The sequence below is a fragment of the Nonomuraea sp. ATR24 genome (assembly GCF_041950485.1).
GTDB lineage: Bacteria > Actinomycetota > Actinomycetes > Streptosporangiales > Streptosporangiaceae > Nonomuraea > Nonomuraea ceibae.
The window spans coordinates 282,886-296,533 of the sequence record NZ_JBGNUU010000008.1 but is presented as its reverse complement, the minus strand read 5'-3'; the positions used below and the strand labels follow the sequence as shown (position 1 = coordinate 296,533).

Below are 13,648 nucleotides of genomic sequence, written 5' to 3'. Positions count from 1 at the left end.
CGCGCGGAGATCTTGCCTGACCCCGTTTGAACAGCTAGGCGCCCGTGTGAGAGTACAACATGGACACGTCTGGATACAGGGGGTTGACAGGCATATGGGCCGATTCTAGATTGCCTCCCGCGCGGTCATTTTCGAAATGTTTCGACAGGGAGAGATCAGCGTGGAGCCCAGGACAACGTCTCGCCGTACCTTCCTCAGCCTCTCCATGGGTCTGCCCCTGGGAGCGGCGCTCGCCGCCTGCGGCACCTCCGGGCCCACCCGGGCCGGCGGCACGCCGACAGGCGGCGGAGGCGGGGGCGGCGGAGCAACCTACTGGTACCTCTCCGGCCAGCCCCAGGAAGGCATCCGGGCCGGCGCGGTGGAGCGCTTCAACAAGGCCAACCCCGGCGGGCAGATCACCGGGACGACCTTCCAGAACGACGCCTACAAGGCCAAGATCAAGACGGCGATCGGCGCGGGCCAGGCGCCCACGCTCATCTGGGGCTGGGGCGGCGGCACGCTGCGCAGCTACGTCCAGGCCGGGCAGGTCGAGGACCTGACGCCGTGGTTCGGCGAGAACGCCGCCGTCAAGGACCGGCTGTTCCCCTCCTCCTTCGGCGCGGCCACCATCGACGGCAAGATCTACGCGATGCCGTGCGAGACCGTCCAGCCGATCGTCCTGTTCTACAACAAGAAGCTGTTCGACAAGATCGGCGCAGAGCCGCCCCAGAGCTGGGGCGACATCATGGCCCTGGTGCCGAAGTTCAACGCGGCCGGCATCGCGCCGTTCTCGCTCGGCGGGCAGTCACGCTGGACGAACATGATGTGGCTGGAGTTCCTCTTCGACCGCATCGCCGGCCCCGAGGTCTTCCAGGCCGTCTTCGACGGGCAGAAGGACGCCTGGTCCAACCCGGCCGCCATCGACGCGCTCACCAAGATGCAGGACCTGATCAAGGCCGACGGCTTCATCAAGGGCTTCTCCTCGATCACCGCCGACTCCAACGCCGACCAGGCCCTCCTCTACACCGGCAAGGCCGCCATGATGCTGCACGGCTCGTGGACGTACGGCATGATGGCCGCCGACGGCGGCGACTTCGTCTCCGGCGGCAACCTCGGCTTCATGAACTTCCCGCCCGTCGAAGGCGGCAAGGGCGACCCCTCCAACACCGTCGGCAACCCCGGCCAGTACCTGTCGATCTCCTCCAAGGCGACCGCCGAGCAGAAGGAGATCGCCAAGAAGTTCTTCGCCACCGGCGTGCTCGACGGCGAGGAGGTGAAGGGCTGGGTCGGCACCGGCGCGGTGCCGATCGTCCAGGGCGCCGACAGCAACTTCGCCGGCTCCAAGGACGCCGAATGGCTCAACTTCGTCTACGGCGTCGCCAGCAAGGCCGGCACCTTCCAGCAGTCGTGGGACCAGGCCCTCAGCCCGACGGCGGCCGAGACGCTGCTGGACAACATCGCCAAGCTCTTCCAGCTCTCGGTGACGCCGGAGGAGTTCGCCACCAACCTGAACGCGGTCATCGGCAAGTGAGCGCACCCCCGCGGCACGGCTCGCTCGCGTGGCTGGCCGTGCCCGCGTTACTGCTTTTCGGCGCCTTCGGCGTGGTCCCGCTCGTGGGCGTGCTCGTGCTCAGCTTCACCTCGTGGGACGGGCTCGGCGACATCCACTTCACCGGCCTGGAGAGCTGGGCCGCGGTGCTCGCCGACCCGGGGCTGCCGCACGCCCTGTGGGTGACGTTCCTGGTCATGGCCGTCTCCTGGCTGGTGCAGACCCCGGCCAGCATCCTGCTCGGCGTGTTCCTGGCCGGTCACCAGCGCTACCGCGCGGTGCTGTCGGTCGTGTACTTCGTGCCGCTGCTGCTCAGCTCGGCCGCCATCGCGATCACGTACAAGGCGCTGCTCGACCCGAACTTCGGGCTCGGCGCCGGGCTCGGGCTGGAGATCCTCGCCCAGGACTGGCTCGGCGAGCCCGCACTCGCCTTCGGCGTCGTCATCTTCGTGGTGTCCTGGCAGTTCATCCCGTTCCACTCGCTGATCTACCAGGGCGGCGCGCGGCAGATCCCGCGCTCGATGTACGAGGCCGCCGAGCTCGACGGGGCCGGCCGGATCCGCAAGTTCTTCAGCATCACCCTGCCGCAGCTCAAGTACACGATCGTGACCTCCTCGACGCTCATGGTCGTCGGGTCGCTGACGTTCTTCGACCTGATCTTCGTGCTGACGGCGGGCGGGCCCGGCGACGCCACCCGGGTGCTCGCCCTCGACATGTACAAGCGCGGTTTCCAGGCCAACCTCATGGGCCCGGCCAGCGTGATCGCCGTCATCCTCGTCCTGGTCGGCCTCGCCCTGGCCCTGCTGCTGCGCCGGCTCGGCGGCGGGACCGGCAGCGACAGCAGGCTGGAGGGAGCCTGACATGGCCACCAGAACCCCCGGGCGCGAGCGTTCCAACTGGGCCGCCGGCGCCGTGAGCCTGGCGTGGCTGGCGATCGTCGTCATCCCCATCTACTGGATCGTCATCACCAGCTTCAAGACGCAGAGCACCTACTACGCGACCAACCCGCTGGCGCCGCCGACGGAGCCGAACCTCGACGCCTACCGGCTGGTCATCGAGTCGGACTTCGTCCTGTACTTCGCCAACAGCCTCATCGTCACCGCCGGCGCGGTCATCCCCGCGGTCACGGTCTCGTTCATGGCGGCGTACGCGATCGTGCGCGGCGGCAACGGCAGGTTCCTGCGCTCGGTCAACTGGCTGTTCCTCATGGGGCTGGCCATCCCGCTGCAGGCGACCGTCATCCCGATCTACCTGATCATCATCCGGCTGAGCCTGTACGACTCGCTGCTGGCGCTGATCCTGCCGTCGATCGCGTTCGCGATCCCGCTGTCGGTGCTGATCCTGGCCAACTTCATCCGCGACGTGCCCAAGGAGCTGTTCGAGTCGATGCGGCTCGACGGCGCCAGCGAGTGGGGCACGCTGTGGCGGCTGGCCTTCCCGCTGACCCGGCCGGCCGTGGTCACGGTGACCGTCTACAACGCGCTGACGATCTGGAACGGGTTCCTGCTGCCGCTGATCCTCACCCAGAGCCCGGACAAGCGCGTGCTGCCGCTGGCGCTGTGGAGCTTCCAGGGTCAGTACAGCATCAACGTCCCCGCGGTGCTCGCCTCCGTCGTGCTGACCACGCTGCCCATCCTGGTCCTGTACGTGGTCGGCCGCCGCCAGCTCCTCAGCGGGCTGACGGCGGGCTTCGGCAAGTAGGCGCCGCCGCCGGGCAGATGCCCGGCCTGACCTTCACTGGCCGACGGGCAGCTCGTCCAGGACGGCGGCGGCCAGGGCGCGGGCGGGCTCCTCCCAGACGCGGGCCAGCTCGTGGAAGGTGCGTTCGGCCCGGATGGCGGGCCAGTCGGCCGGCAGGTGCTCGGCCGGCAGGTGCGGGTCCTGGCGGACGAGCCGCAGCCAGTCGGTGTGGAGCAGGAGCTGCCGGGCCAGGTCGTCGGGCAGCCCGAGCCGCGCGCCGCCGTCGTGCCAGCGGTCGAGGAAGGCGTGGTAGCGCTCGGCGATGCGCGGCGTGTCGAAGGCCCGCACCAGGTCGGCCGACTCGGTCGGCTTGAGCGCCCGCGCCGCCAGCACGGTCACGTGCTCGTGCAGCCCCAGCTCCGTCACCGTCTCGGTCACGTCCTTGACGCCGGGAGCGATCCAGAGCCCGCTCTGCAGGAGCCCGAACCCGGCCCACACGAGCCGTGAGCGCAGGTCGTGGCGGGCGCCGCGCAGGCTGTCGGGCAGCGAGAACCCGACCAGGGTCCAGGTGCCGTCCCAGTCGCGGTTGACGGCGCCGGTCTCCCAGACGCGGCGGCGGCCGTCCTCCAGCACGCCGGTGGCCTTCGGCGTGAGCCCGAAATAGGTCTTGCGGCCCTGCCGGTGGCGGGCCAGCAGCCCCCGGTTGACCATGCGCGTCAGCGTGGAGCGCACCGCCTCCTCGGTCACGCCGAGGCGCGCGAACACGTCGATGACGCTGCCGGAGTAGACGGCGACGCGGCGGCCGAGCACGTAGACGCCGAGGAAGCTGAACATCAGCGACTGGGGGCGCGGTGAGGAGGAGTGCGCGGCGCCGTCCCCGTCGTCGGAAGTCACGAGTAGAGGGTAGACGGGTCCCATTTGTTGGGCAAAGCTATGACGCAGATCGGCAGTTTGCCCCGCGTTCAATGGTGTTCCGTCACCCCCCTGCGAAGGAACCAACGCCATGACCGAATCGCCGGCCTCCGCGCAACCCGTCCAGCTCCGCCGCGCCGTCGCCTCCAGCTACCTGGGCAGCGTCATCGAGTACTACGACTTCCTGCTGTACGCCACCGCCTCCGCCCTGGTGTTCGGCAAGGTCTTCTTCTCCGGCCTGCCCCCGCTCGCGGCCACCGTCGCCAGCCTCGGCACGTTCGCCACCGGCTACCTGGCGCGCCCGCTCGGCGGTGTGATCTTCGGCCACTTCGGCGACCGGCTGGGCCGCAAGCGCATGCTCATCCTCACGATGGTCCTCATGGGCGTGGTGAGCTTCCTCATCGGCCTGCTGCCCACCTACGAGCAGATCGGCAGCCTCGCCCCCATCACGCTCGTCCTGCTCCGCGTCGTCCAGGGCGTCGCGGTCGGCGGCGAGTGGGGCGGCGCGGTGCTGATGTCCGCCGAGCACGCCACCGGGCGGCGCGGCCTGTGGGCGAGCTTCACCAACGCCGGAGCGCCCTCCGGCATGCTGCTGTCCACCGCCGTGCTCAGCGGGAGCGCCGCCGTCCTGGGCGAGCGGGAGTTCCTCAGCTGGGGCTGGCGCGTCCCGTTCCTGATCAGCATCGCGCTGCTGGGCGTCGGCCTGTTCGTCCGCGCCCGCGTCGAGGAGACCCCGGTGTTCACGGCCGCCCGGCGGCAGGACGCCTCCGCGCCGCTGCTGGACGTGCTGCGCCACCACCCCAGGACGCTCCTGCTCGGCGTCGGCGTCGGCCTGTCCGCGTTCGTCCTGCAGGGCACGCTCACCACGTTCCTGCTGGCCTACGGGGTGGAGGCCGGCTTCGCCCGGCAGGAGGTGCTCAACGGGCTGACGCTCTCCTCGGGGCTGGCGATCCTCGGCATCCTCGGCTGGTCGGCGCTGTCGGACCGGGTGGGCCGCCGGCCCGTCGTCCTGGCCGGCGCCGTCCTCGCCGCCGTCTACAGCTTCCTGCTCTTCCCGGTGGCCGACACGGGCAGCGTGGCCCTGCTCACGCTCCTGCTCGTGCTCGGCCAGTCGGTCATCCACCCGATGATGTACGGGCCGCTCGCCGCCCTGTACGCCGAGCTGTTCTCCACCCGCAGCCGCTACACCGGAGCCTCGCTCGGCTACCAGCTCGCCGGGCTCGGCGCGGGACTCGCCCCCGTGGTCTTCGCGCAGATCCGGGCGGCGAACGACGGCGGCGGCACGATGGTCATCTCCGCCGTCATCGCCGCCTTCTGCCTGCTCACGGTCGGGTGCGCGCTGGCGCTGCGCGAGACCAGCCGCACCGACCTGGCGGGCGGGCCCATCAGCGAGGGCGTCAGGTAGCCGTACGCGACCGGCCGGCCCCGTGGAGGGCGCGCAGCGCGGGTTTCACGATCTTCCCCGAGGCCGTGCGCGGGATGCTGTCGGCCCAGACGACCGACCGGGGGATCTTGTACCTGGCGAGCCGCCCGTCCAGGTAGTCCAGCAGGTCCCCGGCGTCGGCGCCCGGCTCGCGGACGACGATCGCCAGGCCCGTCTCGCCCCACGTCGGGTCGGGGACGCCGATCACGGCGCAGTCGGCGACGCCCGGATGGGTCGCGATCACCGCCTCGACCTCGGCCGGGTAGACGTTCTCGCCGCCGGAGACGTACATGTCCTTGATCCGGTCGACGATGTAGGCGTAGCCGTCCGCGTCGGCGCGGGCGACGTCGCCGGTGCGCAGCCACCCGTCCGGGGCGGCGGGCGGGCCGCCCCAGTAGCCGGTCATCACGTTCGGGCCCCGGACCAGGACCTCGCCGGGCTCGCCCGGCGCGGCGTCGCGGCCGTCGGGCAGCGCGATCCGCACGTCGGTGAAGAAGTGCGGCACGCCCGCCGAGCCCGCCCTGGCCACCGCCTGGTCCGGCGGCAGATACAGCACGCCGGGGGAGGCCTCGGTCATCCCGTACCCCTGGCTGAAGGCCAGCCCGCGCGCCAGGTACGTCTCGATCGTGCGGAGCGGGACGGGCGCGCCGCCGCAGTTGAGCGTGCGCAGGCTCGACAGGTCCGCCCCGGCCCAGCCGGGGTGCGCGGCCAGCGCGTCGTACATCGTGGGCACCCCGAACAGGTACGTGACCCGCTCGGCGGCGATCGTCTCCAGCACCCGGCCGGGGTCGAACGCGTCCATGAGCACCACCCGGCCGCCCTTGAGCAGCGTCGGCAGGCACGTCATGTTCAGCCCCGCGGTGTGGAACAGCGGCGCGACCACCAGCGTCACCTCGTCGGCGGCCAGGTCGACGTCCACGAGCACGTTGAGGCTGTTCCAGGTGACGTTGGCGTGGGAGAGCACCGCGCCCTTGGGCCGGCCGGTCGTGCCGGACGTGTACATGATCATGCACGGGTCCTCGGCGGAGACGGCCTCGCCGGCCGCCTCGGGTTCCGCCTCGGCCAGCAGCTCCTCGTAGTCGCCGAGCGGGATCCGGCACGGCACGTCCAGCTCCGCCGCAGGCGGCGCGTGCACGAGCGCCGCCACGCCGCAGTCGGACAGCACGTAGGCCAGCTCGGGGGCGGCGAGCCGGACGTTGAGCGGCACGAACACCGCCCCCAGCGTCCCGGTGGCGAACAGCGTCTCCAGGAACGCCGGATGGTTCGCCCCCAGGTACGCCACCCGGTCCCCGCGCCCCACGCCCCGCCCGCGCAGCACGCGGGCCAGCCGCAGCACCCGCTCGTGCAGCTCCCGGTACGTGACGCGCCGCCCGCCGTGGACGACGGCCACCCGGTCCGGCGTCCGGCGGGCCCGGCGCTCCGGCCAGGAGCCGACGCCGCCGTCACGCATCGCTCTTGCCCAGGCCGAGCAGCCGGGCCGCGTTGTCCTTGAGGATCAGCGGCCGTACCTCCGGCTTGATGTCCAGCTCGGCGAAGTCGGCCAGCCACCGGTCGGGGGTGATCACCGGATAGTCGGAGCCGAACAGCACCTTGTCCTTCAGCAGCGTGTTGGCGTAACGGACGAGCTGCGGCGGGAAGTACTTCGGCGACCAGCCGGACAGGTCGATGTGCACCGACGGCTTGTGCGTGGCCACCGCCAGCGCCTCGTCCTGCCAGGGGAACGACGGGTGCGCCAGGATGATCGTCAGGTCCGGGAAGTCGGCGGCGACGTCGTCGACGAGCATCGGGTCGGAGTGCTTCAGCCGGATGCCGCCGCCGCCCGGTACGCCCGCGCCGATGCCGGTCTGCCCGGTGTGGAACAGCGCGGGCACGCCCAGCTCCTGCAGCGCCTCGTACAGGGGGTAGGCCATCCGGTCGTTCGGGGCGAAGCCCTGCAGGCTGGGGTGGAACTTGAAGCCGCGCACGCCGTGCCCGGCCACCAGGCGGCGGGCCAGCCGGACGCCCGCCCGGCCCCGCCACGGGTCGACGCTGGCGAACGGGATCAGCACGTCGGGATGCTCGGCGCAGGCGGCGGCGACCTCCTCGGCCGGGATCGGCGGGTGCCCGGTCGCGTGCTCGGCGTCCACGGTGAACACCACGGCGGCCATCTTGCGCTCGCGGTAGTAGGCCGCGATCTCGGGGATGGCGGGCTCGCGGGCGCCGCGCACCTTGAAGTAGGCGGCGGAGGCGGCCGACAGCTCCGGGCTGAGCGACGGGTGCCCGGAGGCGGAGATCTCGGCGTGGGTGTGGACGTCGATGGCGGTGAGTTCGTCCAGGTCGAGCGCCGTCATCGGGACTCCTTCCGCGAATCGGGGCTGCCGGGGCCGGCCCTGCGGCCGACGTTAGACAGATTCGCGTCGCCGGTCAACAATGTGCGCCAGGTTCGATCTGTCCGTGAAACTGGCCACGCTTGACCGGGGGATTACGCCGGGCGGGGTAGCAATACGGCGAGGTCAGAGCCGCGCGGAGGCTGACGGCGATGACCGGGCGGCCGTTCGCCTATCGGGGGGTTGGCGAACGGAACGCCGGACGAGAAGGTGGGGCCGGGCGGCGCTGTCCGCCCGGCCCCCTTGGCGTCCCGGTCAGCCCGCCTCGCCGTGCGCCTCGGCCTTCTGCCGCAGGTAGCGCTGCTCGGGCAGGCTCGTGGTGAGCCGGGCGGCCAGCCGGTAGTTCTCCCGCGCGGCGACGTGCTCGCCGGCCAGGTCCTGCAGATGCGCCCGGACGGCGTGTAGCCGGTGGTGGCGGGCCATCCGGGGATCGTCGTCGAGGCTCTCCAGCAGGTCCAGCCCGGCGCGCGGGCCGCGCGTCATCGCCACCGCGATCGCGTGGTTGAGCGTCACCATCGGGTTCGGCGCGATCCGGCCGAGGATCCCGTACAGGATGCGGATCTGCTCCCAGTCGGTGTCCTCCGGACGCGGCGCCTGCACGTGCAGCGCCGCGATCGCCGCCTGGAGCTGGTACGGGCCCAGGGGCGAGGCCGACATCGCGGCGGTCACCAGCGCCGTGCCCTCCTCGGCCAGGGCCGCGTCCCACAGACCGCGGTCCTGCTCGGCCAGCGGCACCAGGCCGCCGTCCGGGCCGGTGCGGGCCGGCCGCCGGGCCTCGGTCAGCAGCATCAGCGCCAGCAGCCCGGCCACCTCGCCGTCGTCCGGCAGCGACCGGTGCACCAGCCGCGTGAGCCGGATCGCCTCCGCCGTCAGCTCGCCCCGGTGCAGGTCGGGGCCGGAACTGGCGGTGTAGCCCTCGTTGAAGATCAGGTAGAGCGTGTGCAGCACCGCGTCCAGCCGGTCGGCCCGCTCGCCCGGCGGCGGCAGCTCGAACGACGCGCCCGCCGCCTTGATCCGCTGCTTGGCGCGGCTGATCCGCGGCGCCATCGTCGCCTCCGGCACCAGGAACGCCCGCGCGATCTCGGCCGTGGTGAGGCCGCTGACGGCCCGCAGCGTGAGCGCCACCTGCGACGCTGGCGTCAGCGCCGGATGGCAGCACAGGAACAGCAGCGTGAGCGTGTCGTCCCGGTCACCCGGCCCCTCCTCGCCCGGCGCCGGGGCCAGGTCGGCGTCCGGCGCCTCCCGCACGGCCGCGGCCACCTCCCGGCGCCGGCGCGCCTGCTCGCTGCGTACGTGATCGACCAGGCGGCGGGAGGCGACCGTGATCAGCCAGGCGCGCGGGCTGTCCGGCACCCCCTCGGCGGGCCACTGGGATGCCGCCGCGAGCAGCGCCTCCTGGACCGCGTCCTCGCACTCCTCGAACCCGCCGTAGCGGCGCATGAGCACGCCGAGGACCTGCGGCGCCAGCTCGCGCAGCAGGTCCCCGAGCCGTTCTGTGGCGCTCGCGTCCACGTTCACATCTCCAGTCCGGCCGGGTCCATCAGCGGGCGCACCTCCACGCCGCCCGGCAGCAGCGCGGCCAGCTCCAGCGCGCGCTCCCGGCTCTCACAGTCGACAACGTACTGGCCGGTGACGTGTTCCCCGGCGCCCGCGTACGGGCCCTCGGTCACCGCCGGCACGCCGTCCACCACCCGCACCACGGCGCTGAGGGACGGGTCGGCGAGCGCGTGCCCGCCGACCAGCTCGCCCGCCTGCCGGGCCGCGGTCACGAACGCCTCGTGGCCCGCCGCGTCCGCGTAGAGGCTCAGTAAGAACTTCATCGCGCTCAGCCCGAGAAGACGACCGGCCGCACCTCGATGCCGAGCCCCGGCACGCCGGCGTCGGGGATGAGCGCGGCCAGCTCCAGCGCGCGCTCCCGGCTCTCGCACTCGACGAGGTAGTAGCCGCCGAGGTACTCCTTGGCCTCCAGGTACGGGCCGTCCGTCACGGCGGGGACGCCGTCGCGCACCCGGACGACGGCGCTCTGCGCCGGCTCGGCCAGCGCGGTGGTGCCCAGCAGCTCGCCGGACCGCTTCACGGTGTCCATGAAGGCGCCGTGGCCGTTCATCACCTCGTCGCGTTCCTCTTCGGTCAGCGAGTCCCAGATCAGCGGGTTCACATGCATGATCAGCAGAAATTTCATGACATCTCCTTCGGTGGCCAGGGCGCCCGGTGGCGCCCTCCGACTGATGGTCGGAGCCGTCCGCGCCGTCTTGACATGCCCCGCGCACACGTTTTCCCCGGCCTCCCGAAGGCGGGTCCCGCCCCGGTCCGCTGAGGCGCGGGCCGGGGCGGGCCGGGGTCAGACGCGCAGGCCGGTCTCGACCGGAAGGCCGGCTTCGACCCAGTCCTGGATCCCCTCACGGTACTTGCGCACGGCCGTGTAGCCGAGCGCGGCCAGCCGCCGGGCGACCGCCTCGCTGTTGGGGCAGGCCGGGTTGGAGCAGTAGGTCACGATCGCCGCGTCCTTGTCGGGCAGCAGCTCGGCGGCCCGTGCGGCCACCTCGCTCTCCACCAGGGGGATCGCGCCCGGCAGGTGCTGCTGGGCGTAGTACTCGCCGCCGAGCGCGTCCACGACGACGACGGTCCCGGCGTCGATGGCGGCCTTGAGCTCGTCACGGGTGATGAGTGCGGTCATTGCGACCTCCGAATAACTGGACTACAGTCCGTTTCTGTGGATGATTCGGAAGTTAGCGGACCGCAGTCCGCTTCGTCAAGCGAGCCGCTGGAGATCCTCCGGAACAGGCCGCCCAAGGAACGGGCCGACGCCGCGCGCAACCGCGAGAAAGTGCTGGCCGCCGCCGCGAAACTGTTCCGCGAGCAGGGTGTGGAGAACGTCTCCATGGACGCCGTGGCCGCCGAGGCCGGAGTGGGCAAGGGCACGGTCTTCCGCCGCTTCGGCGACCGGTCCGGCCTGGCCGTGGCGCTGCTCGACGAACGCGAACGCGAACTGCAGCAGCGCGTCATCTCCGGCCCGCCGCCGCTCGGCCCCGGCGCGCCCGCCGCCGACCGGCTCGCCGCCTTCGCCGACGCCTACCTCGACTACCTCGCCGGCCACCTCGACCTGGTGCGCATGTCGGAGACCGCGGGCCCCGGCGCCCGCTACCGGATCGGCGCCTACCGGTTCTGGCACCGGCACGTGGCCATCCTGCTCGGCCAGGCGCGCCCCGGCTGCGACGCCGACGCCCTGGCCCATGCCCTGCTGGCCCCGCTCGGCGCCGAAACGGTCACCGCCGTCCGCGCCGAGGTGGGCGACGACCGGGTCCGGCAGGCGGTCCGCGCCGTCGTGCTCGCCTTGGCCTCAGCGCCCGACTGACCCGCCGTCCCCGGCCTTCCGTACGACGGCCCCGTCCACGATGACCTCGGCCACGCGGCGGACGGCCTCCCTGGTGACGGCCTCCGGCGGCCCCGTGACCAGCGTGAACAGCGCGCCCCCGTAGAGCGCGAGCATCGCGGGGATGCGCTCGCGCGGGATCGTCACGCCCACCTTGTCGTGATGCCCGGCGGTGAACCGCAGCGCGGACGCTTGGAGGCGCGCGAGCGCCGCCGCCAGCGCCGGGCGGCGGGCCGCCTCGAGCTGCAACTCGAAGATCGCCAGGTAGCGGGTGCGCAGCGTGGTCGCCGCCGTCAGCAGCGACTCGGCCAGCAACTCGACCATGCCGGCGGCCTGGCCGGTGCCGGTGGCCCGGTCGGTGTCGGCGGCCTGGTCAGTGTCGGTGGCCCGGTCGGTGTCGGCGTGGTGCAGTTCGGCCACCCGTTCGGCGGCGGCCACCAGCAGCGCCTCCCGGCTGCGGAAGTAGTTGGACGCCGTGCCCGGCGGCAACCCCGCCTCCTTCTCCACCGCCCGATGGGTCAGCCCGTGCGCGCCCGCCGACGCCAGCAGCGCGATGGCGGCGTCGGCGATGGCCCGGCGCCGGGCCGGATTGGTGGGCGGCACACCCCCATGCTACCAATGATCGTACTAGTACGATCGTAGTGAATGAGGAGGGCGCATGAGGATCGCCGTCGTCGGAGCGGGGCTCGGGGGAGTGGCGGCCGCCGTCGGCCTGCACCGCGCGGGCCACGAGGTGACGCTCTTCGAGCGCGCCGCCGAGCTGAGGGAGGCCGGCACCGGGATCGTCGTCATGCCGAACGGCCTCCGCGCCCTGGACAGCCTGGACCTGGCCGCGGACGTGCGCCGGCACGGCCGGCACGGCCTGCACGCCGCGAGCGGCGGCCTGCGGGACCGGCGCGGCCGGCCGCTGCTGGTCACCGACGCGGCCGAGGGCCAGCGGAAGGTGGGCAGCCTCGCCATCCTCGACCGCGCCGAGCTGCACCGCGCCATCCGCGCCCCGCTGCCCGCCGACCTGGTGCGCACCGGCGTCCCGGTCGACCGCGTGGAGGCGCGGGACACCGGCGTGACCGTCATCGCCGACGGCGTCCCCGTCGCCACGGCCGACGCCGTGGTCGCGGCCGACGGCATCGGCAGCAGGCTGCGCGCCCAGCTCTTCCCCGGGCACCCGGGGGTGCGCCGGACCGGCCGGATGGACCTGCGCGGGATGCTGCCCCGCCCGCCCGGCCTCGACCCGAGCCTGCTCGCCGGCCAGTTCGTCGACCGGCGCAGCGGGGCGATGTTCGGCCTGTTCCCCGTCGGCCCCGACCGGCTGTACTGGTTCACCGACTCCGCCCTCGACGGCCCACCACCCGGAGCGGACGAAGCACGGCGGCGGATGCTGTCCCTGATGGCCGACTGGCACCCGCTCGTCACGTCCCTCATCGAGGCCACCCCGCCCGGCGACGTCTACGTCGACCCGATCGCCCGCCTCGCCGAACCGCTCCCCTCCTACGCCGCCGGCCGGATCGCGCTCCTCGGCGACGCCGCCCACGCCATGCCGCCCGACCTCGGCCAGGGCGCCAGCCAGGCGTTCGAGGACGCCGCCGCGCTCACCCGCTGCCTGACCGGCGCCGGACCCGGCGACGTCGCCGCGCGGCTGCTGCGCTACGACGCCGAGCGGCGGCCCCGCGCCGACCGCGTCATGCGCGCCGCCTCCCGGCAGTCGCGCCTGACCAGCCAGACCGGCGCCCCCGCCTGGCTGCGCGACGCTTTGCTGCGCGCCATCCCGTCCTGGCTCGCCACCCGGCAACTGGCCGCCCTCTGGCACGCCTAGAGCCGCCGGGACGAGGGGCATCGACAGGCTCCCACCGGGCAGGGGAACCGGAGATCCGGCTCGGCGCGGAGGTGGCCGACATGCACGTCCTGCTCAGAAGCTGGCTCGCCGGCGCCGCCGGCACCAGCGCGCTCAACACCTGCTCCTACCTGGACATGGCGATCCGCGCCCGTCCGGCCAGCGGGACGCCCCGCCGGGCGATAGCGGACCTGGCCGCACGCGCGCACGTCGACCTCGGCGACGACGAACGGGCCGGCCATCGCAAGGACGCCCTGGGTGCGCTCCTCGGCTACGGCACCGGCGCGATGGCGGCGCTCTGCTACGGCCTGCTCACCTCGGGCAGGCGGCCGGCCTGGCCCGTCGGCGTGCCCATGCTCGCCGGGCTGGCGATGATCGGCTCGACCGGGCCGCTCACCGCGCTCGGGATCACCGACCCGCGCACCTGGTCGGCCGCGGACTGGATCTCGGACGTGGTCCCTCACCTGGCGTACGGGGTGGCGGCCTATCTGGCCTACGCGTCACTCGGCTGACACGGCCACGAGCCGCCACCCCT

At 72.9% G+C, this 13,648-nt stretch carries 15 protein-coding genes; 7 read left to right on the top strand and 8 right to left on the bottom strand.

Annotation, left to right across the window (positions count from 1 at the left end; translation table 11 throughout):
• Positions 1 to 205: 205 nt before the first annotated feature.
• The 3 genes from ACBI99_RS22185 to ACBI99_RS22175 are packed head-to-tail and all read left to right on the top strand — an operon-like array spanning position 206 to position 3,229.
• On the top strand, positions 206 to 1,510 hold the full coding sequence (locus tag ACBI99_RS22185; RefSeq protein ID WP_357588164.1) for an extracellular solute-binding protein: 1,305 nt from the start codon (positions 206 to 208) through the stop codon (positions 1,508 to 1,510).
• Complete coding sequence (locus ACBI99_RS22180) at positions 1,507 to 2,388, top strand: sugar ABC transporter permease (protein ID WP_308125910.1); 882 nt, start codon at positions 1,507 to 1,509, stop codon at positions 2,386 to 2,388. Before ACBI99_RS22185 ends, ACBI99_RS22180 begins: the two co-directional genes overlap by 4 nt.
• Before the next feature lies 1 nt (position 2,389).
• On the top strand, positions 2,390 to 3,229 hold the full coding sequence (locus tag ACBI99_RS22175; RefSeq protein ID WP_375073332.1) for a carbohydrate ABC transporter permease: 840 nt from the start codon (positions 2,390 to 2,392) through the stop codon (positions 3,227 to 3,229).
• Between the two features lie 33 nt (positions 3,230 to 3,262).
• Here the strand turns inward: ACBI99_RS22175 and ACBI99_RS22170 are convergent, their stop codons facing one another.
• Positions 3,263 to 4,102, bottom strand: a complete 840-nt coding sequence (locus ACBI99_RS22170) for a PaaX family transcriptional regulator C-terminal domain-containing protein (protein ID WP_375073331.1) — start codon at positions 4,100 to 4,102, stop codon at positions 3,263 to 3,265.
• Positions 4,103 to 4,211: 109 nt separating this feature from the next.
• Between ACBI99_RS22170 and ACBI99_RS22165 the strand changes: the two genes are divergently transcribed.
• Positions 4,212 to 5,525 carry an MFS transporter gene (locus tag ACBI99_RS22165; protein ID WP_375073329.1) on the top strand — a complete coding sequence of 438 codons (1,314 nt, stop codon included), beginning with the start codon at positions 4,212 to 4,214 and terminating at the stop codon, positions 5,523 to 5,525.
• Here ACBI99_RS22165 and ACBI99_RS22160 read toward each other — a convergent pair.
• The 6 genes from ACBI99_RS22160 to ACBI99_RS22135 form a co-directional block, all read right to left on the bottom strand.
• Positions 5,518 to 6,993: a long-chain fatty acid--CoA ligase gene (locus tag ACBI99_RS22160; protein WP_375073327.1), complete on the bottom strand. Its 1,476-nt coding sequence runs from the start codon at positions 6,991 to 6,993 to the stop codon at positions 5,518 to 5,520. The genes ACBI99_RS22165 and ACBI99_RS22160 overlap by 8 nt on opposite strands.
• Positions 6,986 to 7,873, bottom strand: coding sequence for an amidohydrolase family protein (locus ACBI99_RS22155; protein WP_219508441.1), 888 nt, complete (start codon positions 7,871 to 7,873; stop codon positions 6,986 to 6,988). Before ACBI99_RS22155 ends, ACBI99_RS22160 begins: the two co-directional genes overlap by 8 nt.
• 291 nt (positions 7,874 to 8,164) lie before the next feature.
• The gene (locus ACBI99_RS22150) at positions 8,165 to 9,421 is read right to left on the bottom strand and encodes an RNA polymerase sigma factor (RefSeq protein WP_375073325.1); all 1,257 of its coding nucleotides are present in this window, start codon (positions 9,419 to 9,421) and stop codon (positions 8,165 to 8,167) included.
• A 2-nt stretch (positions 9,422 to 9,423) separates the two neighbouring features.
• Positions 9,424 to 9,729, bottom strand: coding sequence for a YciI family protein (locus tag ACBI99_RS22145; RefSeq protein WP_219508443.1), 306 nt, complete (start codon positions 9,727 to 9,729; stop codon positions 9,424 to 9,426).
• Between the two features lie 5 nt (positions 9,730 to 9,734).
• Positions 9,735 to 10,091, bottom strand: coding sequence for a YciI family protein (locus tag ACBI99_RS22140; protein ID WP_357588153.1), 357 nt, complete (start codon positions 10,089 to 10,091; stop codon positions 9,735 to 9,737).
• A 159-nt stretch (positions 10,092 to 10,250) separates the two neighbouring features.
• Positions 10,251 to 10,586, bottom strand: coding sequence for a rhodanese-like domain-containing protein (locus tag ACBI99_RS22135; protein ID WP_357588151.1), 336 nt, complete (start codon positions 10,584 to 10,586; stop codon positions 10,251 to 10,253).
• A gap of 36 nt (positions 10,587 to 10,622) precedes the next feature.
• Here ACBI99_RS22135 and ACBI99_RS22130 point away from each other — a divergent pair, with 36 nt between their 5' ends.
• Positions 10,623 to 11,264: a TetR/AcrR family transcriptional regulator gene (locus tag ACBI99_RS22130; protein WP_375073324.1), complete on the top strand. Its 642-nt coding sequence runs from the start codon at positions 10,623 to 10,625 to the stop codon at positions 11,262 to 11,264.
• Here the strand turns inward: ACBI99_RS22130 and ACBI99_RS22125 are convergent.
• Complete coding sequence (locus tag ACBI99_RS22125) at positions 11,250 to 11,885, bottom strand: TetR/AcrR family transcriptional regulator (RefSeq protein WP_375073323.1); 636 nt, start codon at positions 11,883 to 11,885, stop codon at positions 11,250 to 11,252. The genes ACBI99_RS22130 and ACBI99_RS22125 overlap by 15 nt on opposite strands.
• Before the next feature lie 55 nt (positions 11,886 to 11,940).
• Between ACBI99_RS22125 and ACBI99_RS22120 the strand changes: the two genes are divergently transcribed.
• Together ACBI99_RS22120 and ACBI99_RS22115 are read left to right on the top strand one after the other, a co-directional pair.
• A complete protein-coding gene (locus tag ACBI99_RS22120; protein ID WP_375073322.1) occupies positions 11,941 to 13,095 on the top strand; it encodes an FAD-dependent monooxygenase in 1,155 nt (384 codons plus the stop codon).
• An 80-nt stretch (positions 13,096 to 13,175) separates the two neighbouring features.
• The gene (locus ACBI99_RS22115) at positions 13,176 to 13,625 is read left to right on the top strand and encodes a hypothetical protein (RefSeq protein ID WP_219508448.1); all 450 of its coding nucleotides are present in this window, start codon (positions 13,176 to 13,178) and stop codon (positions 13,623 to 13,625) included.
• The last annotated feature ends 23 nt before the right edge of the window (positions 13,626 to 13,648 follow it).